Source organism: Comamonas sp. 26 (genome assembly GCF_002754475.1).
Classification (GTDB): domain Bacteria; phylum Pseudomonadota; class Gammaproteobacteria; order Burkholderiales; family Burkholderiaceae_C; genus Comamonas.
The window spans coordinates 1,821,563-1,839,338 of sequence record NZ_PEFL01000001.1; the positions used below are offsets into that span (position 1 = coordinate 1,821,563).

Below are 17,776 nucleotides of genomic sequence, written 5' to 3' on the forward strand. Positions count from 1 at the left end.
AAAGCAGTTTGCTTGATTGCTTCAGTCATGACGCTTTAATGACACGACGACGCGGCTTGTGGGGTTTGATCGACAGTGGTGTTAATCCGGTTCCTACAAGCTGGCGCAGCGCCCATGATTAAGCTACTTGCAAAGGAGGCGGTCATGAACATTCCCCAGCCACAGACCCTGAGCGAACACACTTTTGGCCATGAGCATTTCACCCCTCCGCCCCTGGCGCAGGAGCTGATGGAGGCTCAGCCTCTACAGGCCAGCACGCCTGAAGATGAGTGGGACCTGCTGCAACGCATACGCAATGTAGGCGAGTGGTAAGCCACAGAACTCATCTGAACTGATTTAACCTCGGCAAACCGGCTGATCCTTGCAAGGACAGCCGGTTTTTTGCATCTGCGGCCACGCACCAGTTTCCGCAGTCAAAATCACCGCTTGTCCCCGTTTTTCGCACATGACTGCCTCGACCACACCGTTTTCTGATCCTTCCCATTGGATGCTGCTGCCCGCCGTTGCGCAGACGGCGGTGCTGCCCGTGGCACTGGCCGATGTGACGGCGATGATGGAGAAGGTGGGGCGCAGCAGCTTGAGCGGTGGCAGCAGCGATGCGGTGGCGGAACAGATATTGCATCTGCTCGGCCGCCAGGTGCCGCTGGCGCAATGCACCATTTTTTCATTTCAAGGCATGGCGCGGCCGCGCGTGGTGGGCATGGGCGACAGGGCGCGAACAGGCGCGCTGCCCATGATTTCGCAGGACTATAGCGAGCGCTTTTACCCGCTGGATGGCTCGCAGCGCATTATGAAAACCGAGCTGGCGCGGTTGGCCAAAGACCCGTATGCCAAGCCTCGTGTCTGGCTGCACAGGCAAGCCCCGGAAGACGTGCAGCACCCTGAATACCGCCATGTTTGCTACACCCAGCCGCACATTGCCGAGCGGCTGTCGCTGCTGATGCTGCAGGAAAACGCGCGCTGGCTCTCCGTGAACCTGTACCGGGGTGAGGAGCATGGCCGCTTTGATGCTGCCGCCATTGCACAGATTGAAGCCTTTGCGCCGCTGGTCATGCAGGCCATGCGGCTGCATTACGCAGGGCAGACGCTGCAGGATGATTTGGTCGGGCTCGTGCTGGCCCGGCTGCAGCGGCGCTTTGAGCAATTGACGCCGCGAGACCTGGATGTTGTCAGGGCGCTGGCGCAGGGGCTTGATGCAGAGGCGCTGGCACAGCGGCTGGGCATTACCGTCAGCAGTGCACGCACCTACGTAAAGCGGGTTTGCGCCAAGCTGGGCGTACAAGGCCAGCGAGAGCTATTTGCCTTGCTGATGGAGCCGGCGGAAGCCGTAGATTTTCAGTTTTGATAGCTGCCTGCGCTTATTCCTCAAGGGCTAGAGGCTGATTTGGCTTGAAGCTACGCGAATGCAAGAACTTGTCCTCATTTGGTGACATGGGCGGTCCGGCGCTTTTCTACACTGCAGCTCAAAGCCAGTGACTTGGGTGCCGAGTGCACTGGTCGGATCAAAACAGCGCCCCCGGAGACAAAAAAATGCATCAGCCTTACGCAAAGCCACGTCGCTCTATCTACTACCAGTACCAGGTTCATCAACCATGGCTGGCGTCCCAGCATCCGGGTGAGCAGAACCACCCCGTGGTCATCGTCGGCACTGGCCCGGTGGGCCTGACCACGGCACTGGAGATGGCGCGCCATGGTCAGCGCTGCGTGGTGCTTGAATCGGAGCTGCAAGTCTCAGAAGGCAGCCGCGCCATTGTGTTTACGCGCCGCTCCATGGAAATTTTGCAGCAGGTGGGCGTGGCGCATCGTGTGACGGAAACCGGCTTGCCCTGGTGCTACGGCAACAGCATTTACCGCGGCCAGCGCGTATACCGCATGGAAAACGCCCGCGCCGATGATGACCGCTTCTTCCCTATGATCAATCTGCAGCAGCAGTTTCTGGAGGAATACTTGGTTGAAGCGGTAGAAGCCAACCCGCTGATCGAGCTGCGCTGGGGCAATCGTATCAATAAGGTGGAACAAAGGGGCGAGCAGGCGTTTGTCGAAGTCGATACGCCCGAAGGCCCGTACCCGCTGCGCGCTGACTGGCTGGTGGCCTGCGATGGCGCGCGTTCGGGTATCCGCACGGCCATGAATCTGCTGATGGAAGGCGCGTCTTACGAAGGCCGCTTTGTGATTGCCGATATCCGCATCGACCTGCCGCTACCCACCGAGCGTCTGGCATTTTTCGACCCCACGTGGAACCCCGGCAACACCATCCTCATGCACCGCGAGCCGCATGGCATCTGGCGTGTGGACTACCAGTTGCCTGCGGGTGAAGACCCTGAAGATGCGCTCAAGCCCGAGTCTCTCAAGGCGCGCATTGATGCCCAGCTGGAGATGATCGGCTTTGGCGGAACGCCCTGGGAGATGGACTGGAGCTCGGTCTATTCCGCCCGGGCACTGACCCTGCCCAACTACGTGCATGGTCGGGTGATTTTTGCGGGCGATGCGGCCCACATGCTGCCCATTTTCGGCGTTCGCGGTGCCAATACCGGGTTTCAGGATGCACAGGCGCTAGGCTGGCGGCTGGCGCTGGTGGCAAAGGGCGCGGCCAGCCCCAAGCTGCTTGACAGCTATAGCAGCGAGCGCGTGGGCGCAGCCCGCGAGATTGTGGAGGAAGCCGGCAAGAGCACACGCTTCATGGCACCGCCCACACGCGGCTTCAGGCTGCTGCGCGATGCCGTGCTGTCCCTGTCCCTGAGCCAGCCCTTTGTCGGCCCGCTCTACCACTGGCGCACCTCGCGCCCGCATGAGTACGCTCAGTCTCCGCTCAACAGCGTGGGCGACGATAACCTGCTCTTCAAAGCCGGCCCCGCCCACGGCGCGCCGCCCGTCAATGTGCGCTTTACGCCGGACAGCTATCTGCTCGACCAACTGGGTGGCGGGTTTGACCTGCTGTACTTCACCGACGGCCCAACCATCCCGGCCGAGCTGCGCGCCGTGATCGATGGCGTCAAGGCACGCCACATTGGCGTGCGACTGATTGCGGTAACCAGTCATAGCGTGGCTGCTGTTGATGGTGCCGATGTAGTACTGGATGACAGTGAAGGCCGCTGCCGCGCCCGCTATGGCGTGATGGCCAACGGCGCTGCCTACCTGCTGCGCCCCGATCAGCATATCTGCGCCCGCTGGATGGCGCTGGACGCCAACCGCCTGCAAGCCGCATTCAAAGCCGCTTTGCCTGTCTGAGGAGAATCAACATGAACACGACAAACACTCTGGATATCGCTGGCCTTGAAACTGTTTACGACCAACTGGCCACCGCCATTGACGCCGTGGGTGCTGAAAAATCTGAGTTGCTGCTGGTCAAGCTGGCGCTGCTGGCTGCCAATCAGTTGGGCAATGCGCAAAAATTTGGCGAGATGATTGCTACCGCACAGCGCGATCTGTAACTCTCGCTGAATCGAAGCAGAGGCCCGCCACCTGCGGGCCTTTTTCATGAGGGATCTCCGGCGGGGTCTTCGGGCATGGCGAAAAAACCGAGGCATGATGATGCGGGTGCTTGATTCAGGACAAGCCGTCCCGAGATAAAAAGCCTAGGGTATGCCCATGGCTGGCAGAAAGCTGCCGGCGCATCGGGCATTGAAGATTGTCAACCAACCAGGAGTCGAGTCATGAATCCATTTCGCGTAGTCGCTCTTTCTGCCGCTTTGTCTCTGTCTGCCGCCGCTTTACCTGCTCTGGCCAAGTCAGGGGCTGAATGGCAGGCGCTCACCAGTCAAGCCACTTTGTCCCTGGAGCAGGCCATTGAAAAGGCAGCACAAACGGTGCCGGGCAAACCTGTGGAGGCCGAGCTGGACAGGGATGGTCATGGCCAGCAGGGTGCGGGTTTGCATTACGAGGTCAAGCTGCTGACGCAGGCGAACGAAGAGGTGGATGTACATGTCAATGCCAGCAACGGCGAGGCGGCCCTGTACAAGAACAAGGGCAAGGCCAAGAACAAGGATGTGAAGAGGGTCGGCGAAGCCAAGGTGTCCTTGAATCAGGCCATTGCTGCGGCGACCGCTCATACGGCTGGTAAGGCTGTGGAGGCGGACCTGGATTCTGACTGGGGCAAAACCAGCTACAGCGTCAAGGTGCTGCAGGCCAATGGCCAGGTCATGAAGATCAAGCTGGATGCCATGACCGGTCAGGTCACCGGCAGTAAAAAAGACTGAAGGGTCTTGAGCAGGTAGCGAGGCCGGGCTGCCAATCTGCTGTGGTGGCCTCGGCTTTGCAGACCGCACCGTCAGGGTGGAGCAGCTTTGCGCTATCAATATTAGAGTGTGCGGCGCTTGCTTAGAGGTAGTTTTGACGAGCAATGGCGGTCAATCGCTCGAATACATGACGCATGCTGCTATGAATTGCATAGTTCGCTAGCGGCGATCGCAAGACCTTGCCCGTGCAAGGCTGGGCCATGAAAAGTACACTGGCGAGCTCTTTCCCGTACAGGCTCACAGCCCACAAATCCACATGAACGCCCCGGTTGACGTTTCCTTTTTCCAGCGCGACGCCAAGCCGCTGACCAGCTACAAGCCGTACTGGGCCAAGCGTTTCGGTGTGGCCAAGTTTCTGCCGACCTCGCGCGCGGAAATGGAGCAGCTCGGTTGGGACAGTTGCGACATCATCCTGGTGACGGGCGACGCCTATGTGGACCATCCCAGCTTTGGCATGGCCGTCATTGGCCGCGTGCTGGAGGCGCAAGGCTTTCGCGTGGGCATCATCGCCCAGCCTGAGTGGAATAGCGCCGAAGCCTTCAAGACACTGGGCAAGCCCAATCTGTTCTGGGGCGTGACGTCCGGCAATATGGATTCGATGATCAACCGCTACACGGCTGATCGCAAAATTCGCTCTGACGATGCCTACACCCCCGGCGATGTGGGCGGCAAGCGCCCTGACCGCGCTGCCATCGTCTATAGCCAGCGCTGCCGCGAGGCTTACAAAGATGTGCCCATCGTGCTGGGCGGCATCGAAGGATCGCTGCGCCGTATCGCCCATTACGACTACTGGAGCGACAAGGTTCGCCGCTCCATCGTGGTGGATAGCAAGTGCGACATCTTGCTGTACGGCAACGCCGAGCGAGCGTTGGTCGAAGTGGCTCACCGTATTGCTGCACGCGAGCCGGTCGAGCAAATTACCGATGTGCGTGGCACTGCCTTCTTCCGCCGCGCCTCTGAAGAAGGCTGGTTTGAAGTTGATTCGACCACCGTGGATGAGCTGGGTGAAGTCGAGCCCCACATCAACCCCTATATGACGACCAGCGAGCAGGCCGAGGCACAAGGCCAGACCTGCTCCAAGGAAGACGGTGAAAAAGCACAAGCCGAGGCCATGGGCCCGGCATGCTCCAGCGGCCAGAACAAGGCGGGTGGTGCATCGGTTGCCAATGTGCAGCCGATTCAGTTTGTGCCCAATCTGTCACTGCGCAGCAAAAACCGCATGCCCGCGCGTGATCACACCGTTCTGCGCCTGCCCAGCTACGAAGAAGTCAAGAGCGACCCGGTTCTGTACGCCCACGCTAACCGTGTGCTGCATCTGGAGACCAACCCCGGCAACGCCCGCGCCCTGGTGCAAGCTCACGGCGAAGGCGTGACCGCACGAGACGTGTGGATGAACCCGCCCCCCATCCCGCTCACCACTGCTGAGATGGACTGGGTGTTTGGCCTGCCGTACGCTCGCAGCCCACATCCGAGCTACGCCGACGAAAATGGCAGCCACGATGGCACGACCAAGATCCCCGCGTGGGAGATGATTCGCACCTCGGTCAACATCATGCGCGGCTGCTTTGGCGGCTGCACCTTCTGCTCTATCACCGAGCATGAAGGCCGCATCATCCAGAGCCGCTCGGAAGATTCCATCATCCATGAGCTGGAAGAGATCCGCGACAAGGTCAAGGGCTTCACCGGCACCATTTCTGACCTGGGTGGCCCCACGGCCAATATGTACCGTCTAGGCTGCAAGAGTCCGACGATCGAAGCCGCCTGCCGCAAGCCCAGTTGCGTGTTCCCCGGCATCTGCCCGAATTTGCATACCGACCACGCGCCGCTTATCAAGATCTATCGCCGTGCGCGCAAGCTGCCCGGCATCAAGAAGATCTTGATTGGTTCCGGCCTGCGTTATGACCTGGCTGTCAAGTCGCCCGAGTACATCAAGGAGCTGGTACAGCACCACGTGGGCGGCTACCTGAAGATTGCGCCTGAGCACACCGAGGCCGGCCCGCTTAACAAAATGATGAAGCCGGGCATCGGCAGCTATGAAAAGTTCAAACAGCTGTTTGAAAAATTCAGTGAAGAAGCCGGTAAAAAGCAGTTTCTGATTCCTTACTTCATTGCAGCCCACCCCGGCACCAGCGATGAAGACATGATGAATCTGGCCATCTGGCTGAAGAAAAACGGTTTCCGCGCCGATCAGGTGCAGACCTTCTACCCCAGCCCCATGGCCACGGCCACGGCCATGTACCACTCTGGTCGCAATACCCTGACCAAGGTGCGCCGCCAGATGCGTGACGAGCAAGAAGAGCGTGTGGACATCGTGCGCGGTGAAAAGCGCCGCCGTCTGCACAAGGCCTTCTTGCGCTACCACGACCCGAACAACTGGCCCATGCTGCGTGAAGCACTCAAGCACATGGGACGCGCTGACCTGATTGGTAACGGCAAGCAGCATCTGATTCCGACCTTCCAGCCCTTGGTGGATGGCAGCTATCAGAGTGCTCGCAAGAAAAATAGCACCGGCAGCACCGCTGGGGTGGGCTACACCACTAACAAGGATGGCAAAGCTGTGGCGGTGCGCCGCCGTACGCAGGAAAATAGCGAGCCGCAAGGTGATGTACGTTTCCGTACTGCAGCACCCAAGCCGGGCAAGATGCTGAGCCAGCACACAGGCCTGCCCCCGCGTGCGGGCGTGACTGGCAAGGCCAAGCCAGCTTTCAAGGCTGCAGCTAAACCTGTGGCTAAGTCTGGCAAGTCGCGCTAATTTGGGCTGACGCCCACAAAACAAAAACGACGCTTAAGCGTCGTTTTTGCATCTGGGAGCGCGGTTTTTCAGTGGTTTGCCGTGGTGCTAAATCAAAGCCAGTTTGCCGCACCACTGAGGTAGCTGGTTTTCTTGTGTGGGGGCAAAGTACTCGGCGGTCATAGGCTTGGGGCGGGCAATGGCATAGCCCTGTACATAGTCCACGCCCATGTGCATCAGTGCTTCAGCAATATCGCGGCTTTCGACGAATTCGGCGACGGTCTTTTTGCCCAGCGTCTGTCCGATGCGGTTGATCATCTCCACCATGGCGTAGTCGCCTTTGTCATGGAGCATGTCGCGTACAAAGCCGCCGTCAATCTTGAGATAGTCGACGGGCAGCTGTTTCAGATAGGTCAGCGATGACATGCCCACACCAAAATCGTCCAGTGCAAAGCGGCATCCCATGGCACGAAGTGCCTGAATCAGCCGGATAGCGTTGCTGAGGTTGCCAATAGCGCTGGTTTCGGTGATTTCAAAACACAGCATATCGGGTGGAATGTTGTGCTCCAGCATCTGGGCTTTGATGAATTCCAGCAAGTTTTCATCGTCCAGACTGGCACCTGAGAGGTTGATGGAGCAGGTGTCGATCAGCTTGGCATAGCCCGGTTGTTGGGCCAGTGTCTGCAGTGATTGGGAGATGACCCAGCGGTCGAGCGCTGGCATGAGTCCGTAGCGCTCTGCCGCAGGAATAAAGTTGCCAGGGGCGAGAATTTGCCCGTTTTCATCGCGCAGGCGCAGCAAAACTTCAAAGTGCATGCCATGGTGTTTGTTGCTGTGCTTGCTGGTTTGCAGCGGGGCAATGTTCTGGGCATACAGGCAAAAGCGATCTTCATCGAGCGCGATGCGAATGCGCGTGGCCCATTCCATTTCGCTGACGTAGCGGCTGAGGATTCCGTCTTCGGCGGTGTAGAAAAAGACTTTGTTACGCCCGCGTTCCTTGGCTTGATAGCAGGCCATGTCAGCCATGCGCAGCAGATCGGAGGCGTTGGATGAGTCGCCGGGAATATGCACGACACCAATCGAAAAGCCGGTGCGCAGCGTTTTTTCGCCCCAGTTGATTTGCAGCTTCTGAGCTGCTGCGCGCAGTTTTTCGGCAATGGATGAGACATGCGAAGGCGGGCAGTTTTCCAGCAGCACGGCAAACTCATCGCCGCCCATGCGAGCTAGACAATCGGTTTCACGCAGATTGTGCTGCAGCATGCGCGAGACTTCGCACAGCACCTCATCGCCCGCGGAATGGCCGCTGGTTTCATTGATGAGCTTGAATTGGTCAAGGTCGATATAGAGCAGTGCGCAGGGCTTGACCTGGTGCAGCCCTTGCGTCAGCAGCTTTTGCAGGTGGCGCTCAAATTCTCCCCGGTTTTCCAGTCCGGTCAGCGTGTCGTGGCGGGAGTTCCATGACAGCTGATCCATGTACTGCTGCTCGCGCGAGACGTCGCGTAGTACGAAGACGGCTCCTGTGGCGCTGCCTTGGTGCTGCATGGTGGAGCCCAGAACCTTGACCGGAACGATGCTGTGATCGAAACGGCGCACCCAGTGGGTTTGCTCGTCACGCACAATCATGGCCTCGCCCATCAGCTGGTCCAAAAGGGATTCGCTGTTGAAAGACGAGTCTGTGGTGTAGAACTGCAGCACCATTTTGATAGGCCTGCCGATATAGCTCTGCTTTTGCAGGCCCAGTAGCCCGATGGCGGCGGGGTTGATGTAGTTGACAAGCCCTTTTTGATCGGTGGTGATGACCGCATCACCCAGTGCTGCCAGTGTGGTCTCGGCGCGCTCTTTTTCGGTGTTCATACCGATTTCCATTTGCTCGCGCAGCTGTACCAGTCTCCAGGTGTTCCAGACCCACAGGCCAACTAAAAGCAGGGCCAGACTGCCATTAAGTGTCAGCAGCATCACAACCATGGAGCGCGAGCTTTTTCCTAAGGAGTCGCTGAAAGCACGGGTGAGGGCGCTCACGCCTTGGTTGATGAGATCAATCTCTCGCTTCCAGGTATTGATGGCTTGCGGGGTGACGCTGCCAACCTCGTAACTCTGTTTGATTTCGCGGGCCAGCGCATCAAGCTGCTCCAGGTACTGGTCCCCCATGGTCCAGTAGGCCACGGGTTCTTGCACCCAGCGGAAGTAGCGAAAGGTGCGCAGCAGCCAGATCAAGCTGTTGACATCATCGGGATGATTTTGACCCTGCTCTATGCCTTTGCGCGCCAGGTCAAGGCGCAGCGGCGTGTTGTAGAGGGCGTTGCGTGCATCGGCGTCGCCGCGAGGGACGAGTAAAGCCTTTTCATAGCGCGCTAGATCCGCTGAGTTGCCTTCGTCCGCATAACGGGAGAGCGAATAAATCGCGTCCTTTTGCGCCTTGGACCAGAGACTCTCGCCGTTGACAAAGCCGCGGACGGCTGAAAGCAGGTAAAAGCTGCAACTGGCGCTGAGCATCAGGATCAGCACCAGAAGCGCAACGGCCCAGATGCGCTGCAGCAGTTTTTGAGACTTCAGTGTGGGGCTTATAGATGCCTTCATGACGCCTCATTGAGTGGTTTAACTTTGAATGAAGAAATCAGACATTAAAGAGGTCGCTGGCGTTTAGTGACTGTGCGAAATCAAAAGAACGAAATACCTAATATCTATTAACGGCCAATAACTCCCTGAAGCCCTCTTAATGACCTAAGCCTCATGCCTAGAGATTCTTTAAGCATCAAAAATGATGCAGGCTAATTAGTACGTAAAATGTGTGCATAAGTAATTTTTAGCCTGCAAAAGTGAGTTTCACGTAAGACAAATGCTCTAGTTTTCCCAAGACTGAGCATAAGAATTGCGTACCCAGCCCATGAATTGGCCGTGTTTCACCATGTTGTTTGCTCTTTAAGCAAGGTCGATGGAGTGCACCAGGGGTTGCTCCAGCAGGTCTGCCTTGCGGTCAGCAAAGAAGCGCTCCAGCGTGACTTTGACGGTTCTAAAGGCAATGTTTTCCCAAGGAATGTCGGCCTCGGCAAACAACTGGGCTTCCATGGTCTCGGGGCCGGGGTAGAACTGCGCGCTTTTGAGGCGGGCCAGGTAGAAGAAATGCACCTGACCGACTTGCGGAACGTTGATGATGGAGAACAGCTTGCCCATCTCGATATCGGCACCGGCTTCTTCATCGGTTTCGCGCTGAGCACCACCGGCGGTGGTTTCGGCCAGTTCCATAAAGCCCGCAGGCAGGGTCCATTTTCCCCGGCGCGGCTCGATGTTGCGCATGCACAGCAGCACGCGGCCGTCGTCCATTACTGGCAGGGTGCCAACGACGTTGAGCGGATTTTCATAGTGGATGGTGTTGCACGCCGGGCAAACGGCGCGCTCGCGCGTGTCCCCATCGTCAGGAACGCGGTAGGTGACTGCGGTGCCGCAATTGCGGCAGAACTTGATGGGGTTGCGGAAAATCATGTCGCAACTATAAGCAAATCAGGCCGCTAGCGCAGGTGGATTATGCGCAACCAGCTATTAAAAAGGGAGTCAAACCGATAACTCGGTGTGACTCCCTTGTTGTGCAAGACACGCTTAATGCTAGTGCACTCAGGCGCGTGCTCAGGGTTTTTACATAACCTGTATCAGGCGATCTGTACCTTGATGGGAGACAGGCCGGTCACAGCGCCTTCCAGCACATCGCCCTTGACCACGGCAGCCACGCCTTCGGGCGTACCGGTCATGATCAGGTCACCGGGCTGCAGGTCCCAGGCGGCTGACAGATGCTCGATGGTTTCGGCAATGTTCCAGATCAGCTTGTTGATATGGCTGCGCTGGCGGTCTGCACCGTTGACCTGCAAAGAAATCTCGGCGTTGACGAGATCACCCGCCTGATCGGCAGGCGTGATGGCGCCGATGGGGGCTGACTGCTCGAATGCCTTGCCAATGCACCAGGGGCGGCCCTGCTTCTTCATCTCGTTTTGAAGGTCGCGGCGTGTCATGTCCAGGCCCACGGCGTAGCCATAGATGTATTGCAGCGCGTCGGCGGCCTTGATGTTCTTGCCGGCCTTGCCAATGGCTACGACCAGTTCGATTTCGTGGTGAAGGTTCTGTGTCAGCGTGGGGTAGGCGAGCTGCACGCTGCTATCCGCGTCTACAGGCACGGCGGCATCGGCAGGCTTCATGAAGAAGAAGGGCGGCTCGCGGCCGGTAAAGCCCATCTCCTTGGCGTGATCCTCATAGTTGCGGCCCACGCAGTAGATGCGGTGAATGGGAAAGCGCTCGCCATGGCCCACAACAGGCAGGCTCGCAACGGCAGGGGGATTGAACACGTAACTCATGAAGTCCTCTACAGGAAAACGCGCTGAAATCAGCATTGCTTGATGTGGCAAACAGTGTGCCACGGCGCTGGCGGGGCAGATGCGTGGCGTATGTCGGCTATTACGTATGCGGCCCTCAATAAGCCCGTTGCTGCGGTGGCTCGCGCTATGCTGCATACATCATGAAGCTGCATACCTACTTTCGCTCATCCGCCTCGTATCGCGTGCGCATTGCGCTGCAACTCAAAGGCCTGTCCTATGAATCTGTGCCCGTACATCTGGTGCGCGGCGAGCAAAAGGCGCAGGCCTATGCGGCCCATGTGGGCGATACGCTGGTGCCCGCGCTGGTCACCGATGGGGGCCACTGGCTGACCCAGTCCATGGCCATCATCGAATATCTCGATGAGACCCATGCCAAAACGCCGTTGCTGCCGGGCGACGCGCTGGGCCGAGCCCATGTGCGGGCGCTGGCGCAGATGGTGGCTTGCGAGATTCACCCGCTCAACAATCTGCGCGTGCTCAAGTATTTGGTGCATAAGGTCGGTGTGAGCGATGAAGTCAAGACCGAGTGGTACGCCCACTGGGCGCGCTCAGGATTGGAAGCTTTTGAGCGCCAGTTGGCGCTGCTGGATGCAGAGCGCCAAGCCGCTGGCCTGCCTGCCTCGCTGTTTTGCTGGGGTGACACACCGACGTTGGCTGAGTGCTGCCTGATTCCGCAAATCTATAACGCCCAGCGCTTCAATATCAGTCTGGATGGATTGCCGCGCCTAATGGGCGTGGTGGAGCGTTGTAATGCGCTGCCCGCTTTTCAGCAGGCTCACCCATCGGCCTGCCCTGATGCGGAGTGATGAGCAAGCCATGACGGACAAGCAAAACCACCCGCAATGGCCAGAGTCATGGCTGATTCCTGACTGGCCTGCTGTGCCGGGCGTGCATGCCGTCTGTACCACCCGTGAGGGAGGGGTGAGCCAGGAGCCCTGGGGCAGCATGAACCTGGGCGACCATGTCAGCGATGATCCAGCCCATGTGCGTCGTAACCGCGAGCTGTTCAGCGCTGCCATTCAGTCGCAGACCCCCGGCGCCTGCACCGCGTTTTTGCAGCAGGTGCATGGTGTGGATGTGTTGGCGCTGGATGCAGGCAATGTCGCCAGCGCCAATGGCGCAGCGTTTGATGCCTGCGTGACGAGCGATGCTGGCGTGGTCTGCACCATCATGGTGGCGGACTGCCTGCCAGTATTGCTTGCCCATGATTCAGGCTTCGTCGTGGGCGCGGCCCATGCGGGCTGGCGGGGGCTGGCGGGTATGCCGCCTTCAAGAGCCGCGGCTGATGGCCCTTTGGCGGGGGGCGTGCTGGAGAGCCTTTTTGAGTCTTTTTGCCAGAAAGTGCAAGCGCAGCAGGCGCTACCAGCTATCAAAAAAGAAGTGAGCCAGATTGCGGCACACACTCAGGTCTGGCTAGGCCCCTGCATAGGGCCAGAGTTTTTTGAAGTGGGCGCAGAGGTCCGCGACATCTTTGTGGCCCATGACCCCGCTGCGGCGCAATGTTTTGTACCTATATCGATACTTAATACCAAATATTTGGCCAATTTGCCGCAACTTGCGCGTCAGCGGCTTGAGGTATTAGGCATGACTGCCATCTTTGGTAACGATGGCAGCGAGCCCTGGTGCACGGTCAGAAATGCCTCACGTTTCTTCTCGCACAGGCGTGATGCGGGGCGTCTGGGAAGCAGTGGGCGACTGGCCGCCAGCATCTGGCGAGATGCCTGATTGAGGGCCTGCAGTGGCACTTGTTTTGGCTTGTGCTGCAGCTAGTGCTTCCTGCTCCTGCAGGGCTTTGATACGGCGCTTGCGGCCAGGGGTTCCGAGGATATAGAGCAGGATGGAAAGCGGCAGCAAACCATAAAGAAGAAATGTAAAAAACGCACCCAGCAGGGTGCCGCCAGGGCTGGCCGCTTCGGCAATTGTCATCATCAAGACAACGTACATCCAGGCGATTGCAACGAGGTACATGGAGCTCCCATAAAGCACCAGCCCTGAAACGGGTGCATGTGTTGTTTGTGTCAAAACGGCTTCATATCGGCGAAATGCCAAAAATACTCATCAGAACTGACAGGCGCATAGGTGACAATTCCGCCGTGTGAGCCGTATTGCAGATTCCGCAAGCGCCCCTGACCCTGAGATCGCCGGTCGCTTGCCTTGATGAGGATGTAAGCATGAATTTTGACCCGAGCTGGGGCCAAGCAGGCCAATCTATTCAACAATTCTGGCAGGAGCAGTGGGGCAAAAGCCTCCAGACGCTTCAGCAATTGCAGGCAAGCGCCCCTTCAGGCTTGGCCAGCATGCCTGGTCTGGGTGGCACCCCCCAATCATGGGGCGGGATGATGGAAGCGCTGAAATCTGCCATGCCGCAAATGGCGGGGGCTGTCGGCCAGTCCGTGCAGTTTGATGCACCCAAGCTGCAAGGCTTGCAGCAGGAATATGTCAAAGCCTTTCAGTCTTTGAGCGACGCGCAGACGATTCAGGCCATGCTGGCCAAAGACAAGCGCTTTTCCAAGCCCGAGTGGAGCGCTAACCCCGTGGCCGCCATGGCCGCGGCCAACTATCTGCTGGGCAGCCGCATGCTGACAGGCATGGCCGAAGCCGTGCAGGGCGACGATAAAACCCGCAGCCGCGTGCGCTTTGCTGTAGAACAATGGGTGGCCGCCATGGCACCCAGCAATTTTCTGGCGCTCAATGCGGATGCGCTGAACAAGATTGTCGAAACCAAGGGTGAGAGTCTGGCGCAGGGCATTTCGAACCTGCTGGCTGACATGCGCCAAGGTCATGTCTCCATGACCGACGAGAGCCTGTTCACCGTGGGCAAGAACGTGGCCACGACCGAAGGCGCAGTGGTGTTTGAGAACGAGTTGTTCCAGCTCATCGAATACAAGCCGCTGACGGCCAAGGTCTATGAAAAGCCGTTCTTGATGGTGCCGCCTTGCATCAACAAGTTCTACATTCTGGATCTGCAGCCTGACAACTCCCTCATTCGCTACGCAGTCAGCGAAGGGCACCACACGTTTGTGGTCAGCTGGCGCAATCCCGACGAGAGCCTGAGCGGCGCGACTTGGGACGATTACATCGAAAACGGCGTCCTCAAGGCCGTGAGCACGGTGCAGGATATCTGCGCTGCGCGGCAAATCAATGTACTGGGCTTTTGCGTGGGTGGCACCATGCTGACCACGGCCATGGCGGTGCTGACAGCGCGCCATAACCGTGAGCATGGTCAGCCTGCAGTCAAGCCCACTCGTAGCCGCAGTGCTGCGGCCAAGACCGCCAGCAAGACCACGGTCAAAACCGAGGTCACACCGTTCCCGGTGGCCAGCATGACGCTGCTGACCACGCTTCTGGACTTTAGCGACACCGGCATTCTCGATATCTTTATCGACGAAAACATGGTGCGCCTGCGCGAGATGCAAATGGGCAAGGGCGGTTTGATGAAGGGCCAGGACATGGCTTCGACCTTCAGCTTTCTGCGCCCCAATGATCTGGTCTGGAACTATGTGGTGGGCAACTATCTCAAGGGCGAGACACCGCCCCCGTTCGACCTGCTGTACTGGAATAGCGACTCGACCAATCTGCCCGGCCCGTTCTACGCCTGGTACCTGCGCAACCTCTATCTGGAAAACAATCTGACCAAGTCCGGCGCGCTGACGGTGTGCGGCGAGACGGTGGATATCAGCGCGGTCAAGCTGCCGGTCTATGTCTATGGCTCGCGTGAAGACCATATCGTGCCGGTGAGCGCGGCCTATGCCTCGACCCAGGTGCTGGGCGGCGATCTGCGCTTTGTCATGGGGGCTTCGGGCCATATTGCTGGCGTTATCAATCCGCCCGCCAAGAACAAACGCAGCCACTGGCTGCGTGAGGATGGTGAATTTCCGGCCACGTTTGGCGACTGGATGAAGGGTGCGACGGAGTACCCCGGCAGTTGGTGGACGGACTGGAGCGCCTGGCTGGGCAGCCACGCAGGCAAGCAAGTCGCGGCCCCCAAGACTTATGGCCGTGCCAAGGACTATGCCGCTATCGAAGATGCGCCAGGCCGCTACGTCCTGGCCAAAGTTTGAAGACGCTAAGGCTTCATGCCGCAGTGCTGCAATAGCACTGTGGTAGATAAGAGGATGCGGGTTTTGCGATGAACAAGATGCGGCCCGCAGCATGCATCACTTGTAAGAAACCTAGAAAGGTTCGTCAGCAATGGAAGACATCGTTATCGTTTCCGCCGTGCGTACGGCGGTGGGCAAGTTTGGCGGCTCTTTGGCCAAGATTCCTGCGACCCAGCTGGGTGCAACCGTGATTACCGAAGCCCTGGCGCGCGCCAATGTGGGTAAGGATCAAGTGGGCGAAGTCATCATGGGCCAGGTACTCACGGCTGGCGTGGGTCAGAACCCCGCGCGTCAGGCCATGATGGCTGCTGGCATTTCCAAGGAAACTCCTGCGCTGACGATCAATGCCGTCTGCGGTTCTGGTCTGAAAGCCGTGATGCTGGCCGCGCAGGCTGTGGCTACGGGCGACAGTGAAATCGTGGTGGCCGGTGGTCAGGAAAACATGAGCCTGTCTCCCCACGCTGTGCCCGGTTCGCGTGATGGCCAGCGCATGGGCGATTGGAAGATGGTCGACACCATGATCGTGGACGGTCTGTGGGACGTTTACAACCAGTACCACATGGGCATTACCGCTGAAAACGTGGCCAAGGAAAAAAGCGTTAGCCGCGAGCAGCAAGATGCGCTGGCGCTGGCCAGCCAGCAAAAGGCAGCGGCTGCGCAAGATGCGGGCAAATTCAAGAGCGAAATCGTTCCCGTGGTGATTCCCCAGCGCAAGGGCGGTCCCGTAGTTTTTGATGCGGACGAATACATCAACCGCAAGACCAATGCCGATGTGTTGGCCACGCTGCGCCCCGCCTTCGACAAGGCCGGCTCGGTTACGGCAGGCAATGCATCCGGTCTGAACGACGGCGCTGCTGCGGTGGTGGTGATGACTGCTGCCAAGGCCAAGGCTCTGGGCCTGAAGCCTCTGGCCAAGATCGTTTCGTACGCCACCAGCGGCCTGGCTCCTGAAGTCATGGGCCTGGGCCCCATCTATGCCGCCCGCAAGGCGCTGGATCGCGCTGGCTGGAAGGCAGGCGATGTGGACCTGTTCGAACTGAACGAAGCTTTTGCTGCACAGGCCTGCGCCGTGAACAACGAGCTGGGTCTGGACAAGACCAAGGTCAACGTCAACGGCGGTGCCATCGCGATTGGTCACCCCATCGGTGCATCTGGCTGTCGCATTCTGGTGACTTTGCTGCATGAGATGCAGCGCAGTGGTGCCAAGAAGGGCTTGGCGGGTCTGTGCATTGGCGGCGGCATGGGCGTTGCCATGGCTGTTGAAGCCTGCTAAACCTGTTTGAGGCCACGCCAGCTGGCGTGGTCTGAGTTGCCCTCAGACGGCTGCTTCGTATCTACCTAAGGGAAGATCACGAGACAAAAATAGCTGTTGCGGGCGCAGTCGGACGAACCACGTTGCATACTGGAATGGCCAGAGTGCAGGGTGTGTGGCGTCCATAACGATAAACAAAAACTAAATAATGTTTGTCGTTAATAGTGATCGTGAAATAACCATTGATTGATTGACAGGAGAGATGAATGGGTCAGAAAGTAGCGTACGTCACGGGTGGCATGGGCGGCATCGGGACCGCAATCTGCCAGCGTTTGCATAAAGACGGCTTCAAGGTCATCGCGGGCTGCGGCCCATCGCGTGATGCCGAGAAGTGGTTGAAAGAGCAAGCGGATTTGGGTTACACGTTTTATGCCTCGGTCGGCAACGTGGGGGACTGGGAGTCCACCGTTGAAGCCTTTGAAAAGACCAAGGCCGAGCATGGAAACATTGATGTGCTGGTGAACAACGCGGGCATTACACGTGACCGCATGTTCATCAAGATGACTCCAGACGACTGGAAGCAAGTCATTGAAACCAACCTGAACTCCATGTTCAACGTCACCAAGCAAGTGGTGGCAGACATGTCGGAAAAGGGCTGGGGTCGCATCATCAACATCAGCTCGGTCAATGGCGCCAAGGGCCAGGCCGGTCAGACCAACTACTCGGCAGCCAAGGCCGGCATGCATGGTTTCACCATGGCGCTGGCGCAAGAGCTGGCAACCAAGGGTGTGACAGTGAATACGGTCAGCCCTGGCTATATCGGTACCGACATGGTCAAGGCCATTCGCTCCGATGTGCTGGACAAGATCGTGTCGGGCGTGCCCGTCAAGCGTCTGGGTGAGCCTTCTGAAATCGCCTCGATCATTTCGTGGCTGGCTTCGGAAGAAGGTGGTTACTCCACCGGCGCAGACTTCTCGGTCAACGGCGGCCTGCACATGCACTAAGCCTTTCAGGCATCGAACAAAAAGGAGCTTCGGCTCCTTTTCTTGTAGCTGCTTGCGCTTGTGATGTAAGTGCTAGAGGTCTAAAAGACTCAA

15 protein-coding genes are annotated in these 17,776 nt (G+C 58.4%); 11 read left to right on the top strand and 4 right to left on the bottom strand.

Going from position 1 to position 17,776, the window contains the following annotated elements:
• Positions 1–144 precede the first annotated feature (144 nt).
• The 6 genes from CLU84_RS22165 (at position 145) to CLU84_RS08475 (ending at position 6,987) form a co-directional block, all read left to right on the top strand.
• Positions 145–312, top strand: coding sequence for a hypothetical protein (locus tag CLU84_RS22165; RefSeq protein ID WP_199173707.1), 168 nt, complete (start codon positions 145–147; stop codon positions 310–312).
• 133 nt (positions 313–445) lie between these two features.
• Positions 446–1,345, top strand: coding sequence for a LuxR C-terminal-related transcriptional regulator (locus CLU84_RS08455; RefSeq protein ID WP_099736815.1), 900 nt, complete (start codon positions 446–448; stop codon positions 1,343–1,345).
• A 185-nt stretch (positions 1,346–1,530) separates the two neighbouring features.
• Entirely contained in the window at positions 1,531–3,228 is a 1,698-nt protein-coding gene (locus CLU84_RS08460) for an FAD-dependent monooxygenase (protein ID WP_099736816.1), read from the top strand.
• Positions 3,229–3,239: 11 nt separating this feature from the next.
• Positions 3,240–3,431, top strand: a complete 192-nt coding sequence (locus tag CLU84_RS08465) for a DUF2783 domain-containing protein (protein WP_099736817.1) — start codon at positions 3,240–3,242, stop codon at positions 3,429–3,431.
• Positions 3,432–3,653: 222 nt separating this feature from the next.
• Positions 3,654–4,196, top strand: a complete 543-nt coding sequence (locus tag CLU84_RS08470) for a PepSY domain-containing protein (protein WP_099736818.1) — start codon at positions 3,654–3,656, stop codon at positions 4,194–4,196.
• A gap of 295 nt (positions 4,197–4,491) precedes the next feature.
• Positions 4,492–6,987, top strand: coding sequence for a YgiQ family radical SAM protein (locus CLU84_RS08475; protein WP_099736819.1), 2,496 nt, complete (start codon positions 4,492–4,494; stop codon positions 6,985–6,987).
• A gap of 87 nt (positions 6,988–7,074) precedes the next feature.
• On the opposite strand, the gene CLU84_RS08480 is transcribed toward CLU84_RS08475, so the two are convergent.
• From CLU84_RS08480 to CLU84_RS08490, 3 genes are all read right to left on the bottom strand, one after another.
• Positions 7,075–9,543: a bifunctional diguanylate cyclase/phosphodiesterase gene (locus CLU84_RS08480; RefSeq protein WP_099736820.1), complete on the bottom strand. Its 2,469-nt coding sequence runs from the start codon at positions 9,541–9,543 to the stop codon at positions 7,075–7,077.
• Between the two features lie 342 nt (positions 9,544–9,885).
• The gene (locus CLU84_RS08485; protein WP_099736821.1) at positions 9,886–10,446 is read right to left on the bottom strand and encodes an NUDIX hydrolase; all 561 of its coding nucleotides are present in this window, start codon (positions 10,444–10,446) and stop codon (positions 9,886–9,888) included.
• A 164-nt stretch (positions 10,447–10,610) separates the two neighbouring features.
• A complete protein-coding gene (locus CLU84_RS08490) occupies positions 10,611–11,306 on the bottom strand; it encodes a fumarylacetoacetate hydrolase family protein (protein ID WP_099737946.1) in 696 nt (231 codons plus the stop codon).
• 161 nt (positions 11,307–11,467) lie between these two features.
• Between CLU84_RS08490 and maiA the strand changes: the two genes are divergently transcribed.
• Positions 11,468–12,133, top strand: a complete 666-nt coding sequence (gene maiA / locus CLU84_RS08495; protein WP_099736822.1) for a maleylacetoacetate isomerase — start codon at positions 11,468–11,470, stop codon at positions 12,131–12,133.
• Between the two features lie 10 nt (positions 12,134–12,143).
• Positions 12,144–13,052 (top strand): polyphenol oxidase family protein, encoded by a 909-nt coding sequence (locus tag CLU84_RS08500; RefSeq protein WP_233209976.1) that lies wholly within the window; start codon positions 12,144–12,146, stop codon positions 13,050–13,052.
• Here CLU84_RS08500 and CLU84_RS08505 read toward each other — a convergent pair.
• Positions 12,969–13,295 carry a hypothetical protein gene (locus CLU84_RS08505; protein WP_099736824.1) on the bottom strand — a complete coding sequence of 109 codons (327 nt, stop codon included), beginning with the start codon at positions 13,293–13,295 and terminating at the stop codon, positions 12,969–12,971. The two genes, CLU84_RS08500 and CLU84_RS08505, sit on opposite strands and share 84 nt — an antisense overlap.
• Positions 13,296–13,498: 203 nt before the next feature.
• Between CLU84_RS08505 and CLU84_RS08510 the strand changes: the two genes are divergently transcribed.
• The 3 genes from CLU84_RS08510 to phbB all read left to right on the top strand — a co-directional run bounded on the left by CLU84_RS08510 (position 13,499) and on the right by phbB (position 17,683).
• On the top strand, positions 13,499–15,388 hold the full coding sequence (locus CLU84_RS08510; protein ID WP_099736825.1) for an alpha/beta hydrolase: 1,890 nt from the start codon (positions 13,499–13,501) through the stop codon (positions 15,386–15,388).
• A 130-nt stretch (positions 15,389–15,518) separates the two neighbouring features.
• Entirely contained in the window at positions 15,519–16,700 is a 1,182-nt protein-coding gene (locus CLU84_RS08515) for an acetyl-CoA C-acetyltransferase (protein WP_099736826.1), read from the top strand.
• Between the two features lie 245 nt (positions 16,701–16,945).
• Positions 16,946–17,683 (top strand): acetoacetyl-CoA reductase, encoded by a 738-nt coding sequence (phbB, locus tag CLU84_RS08520; protein ID WP_099736827.1) that lies wholly within the window; start codon positions 16,946–16,948, stop codon positions 17,681–17,683.
• Positions 17,684–17,776: the final 93 nt, after the last annotated feature.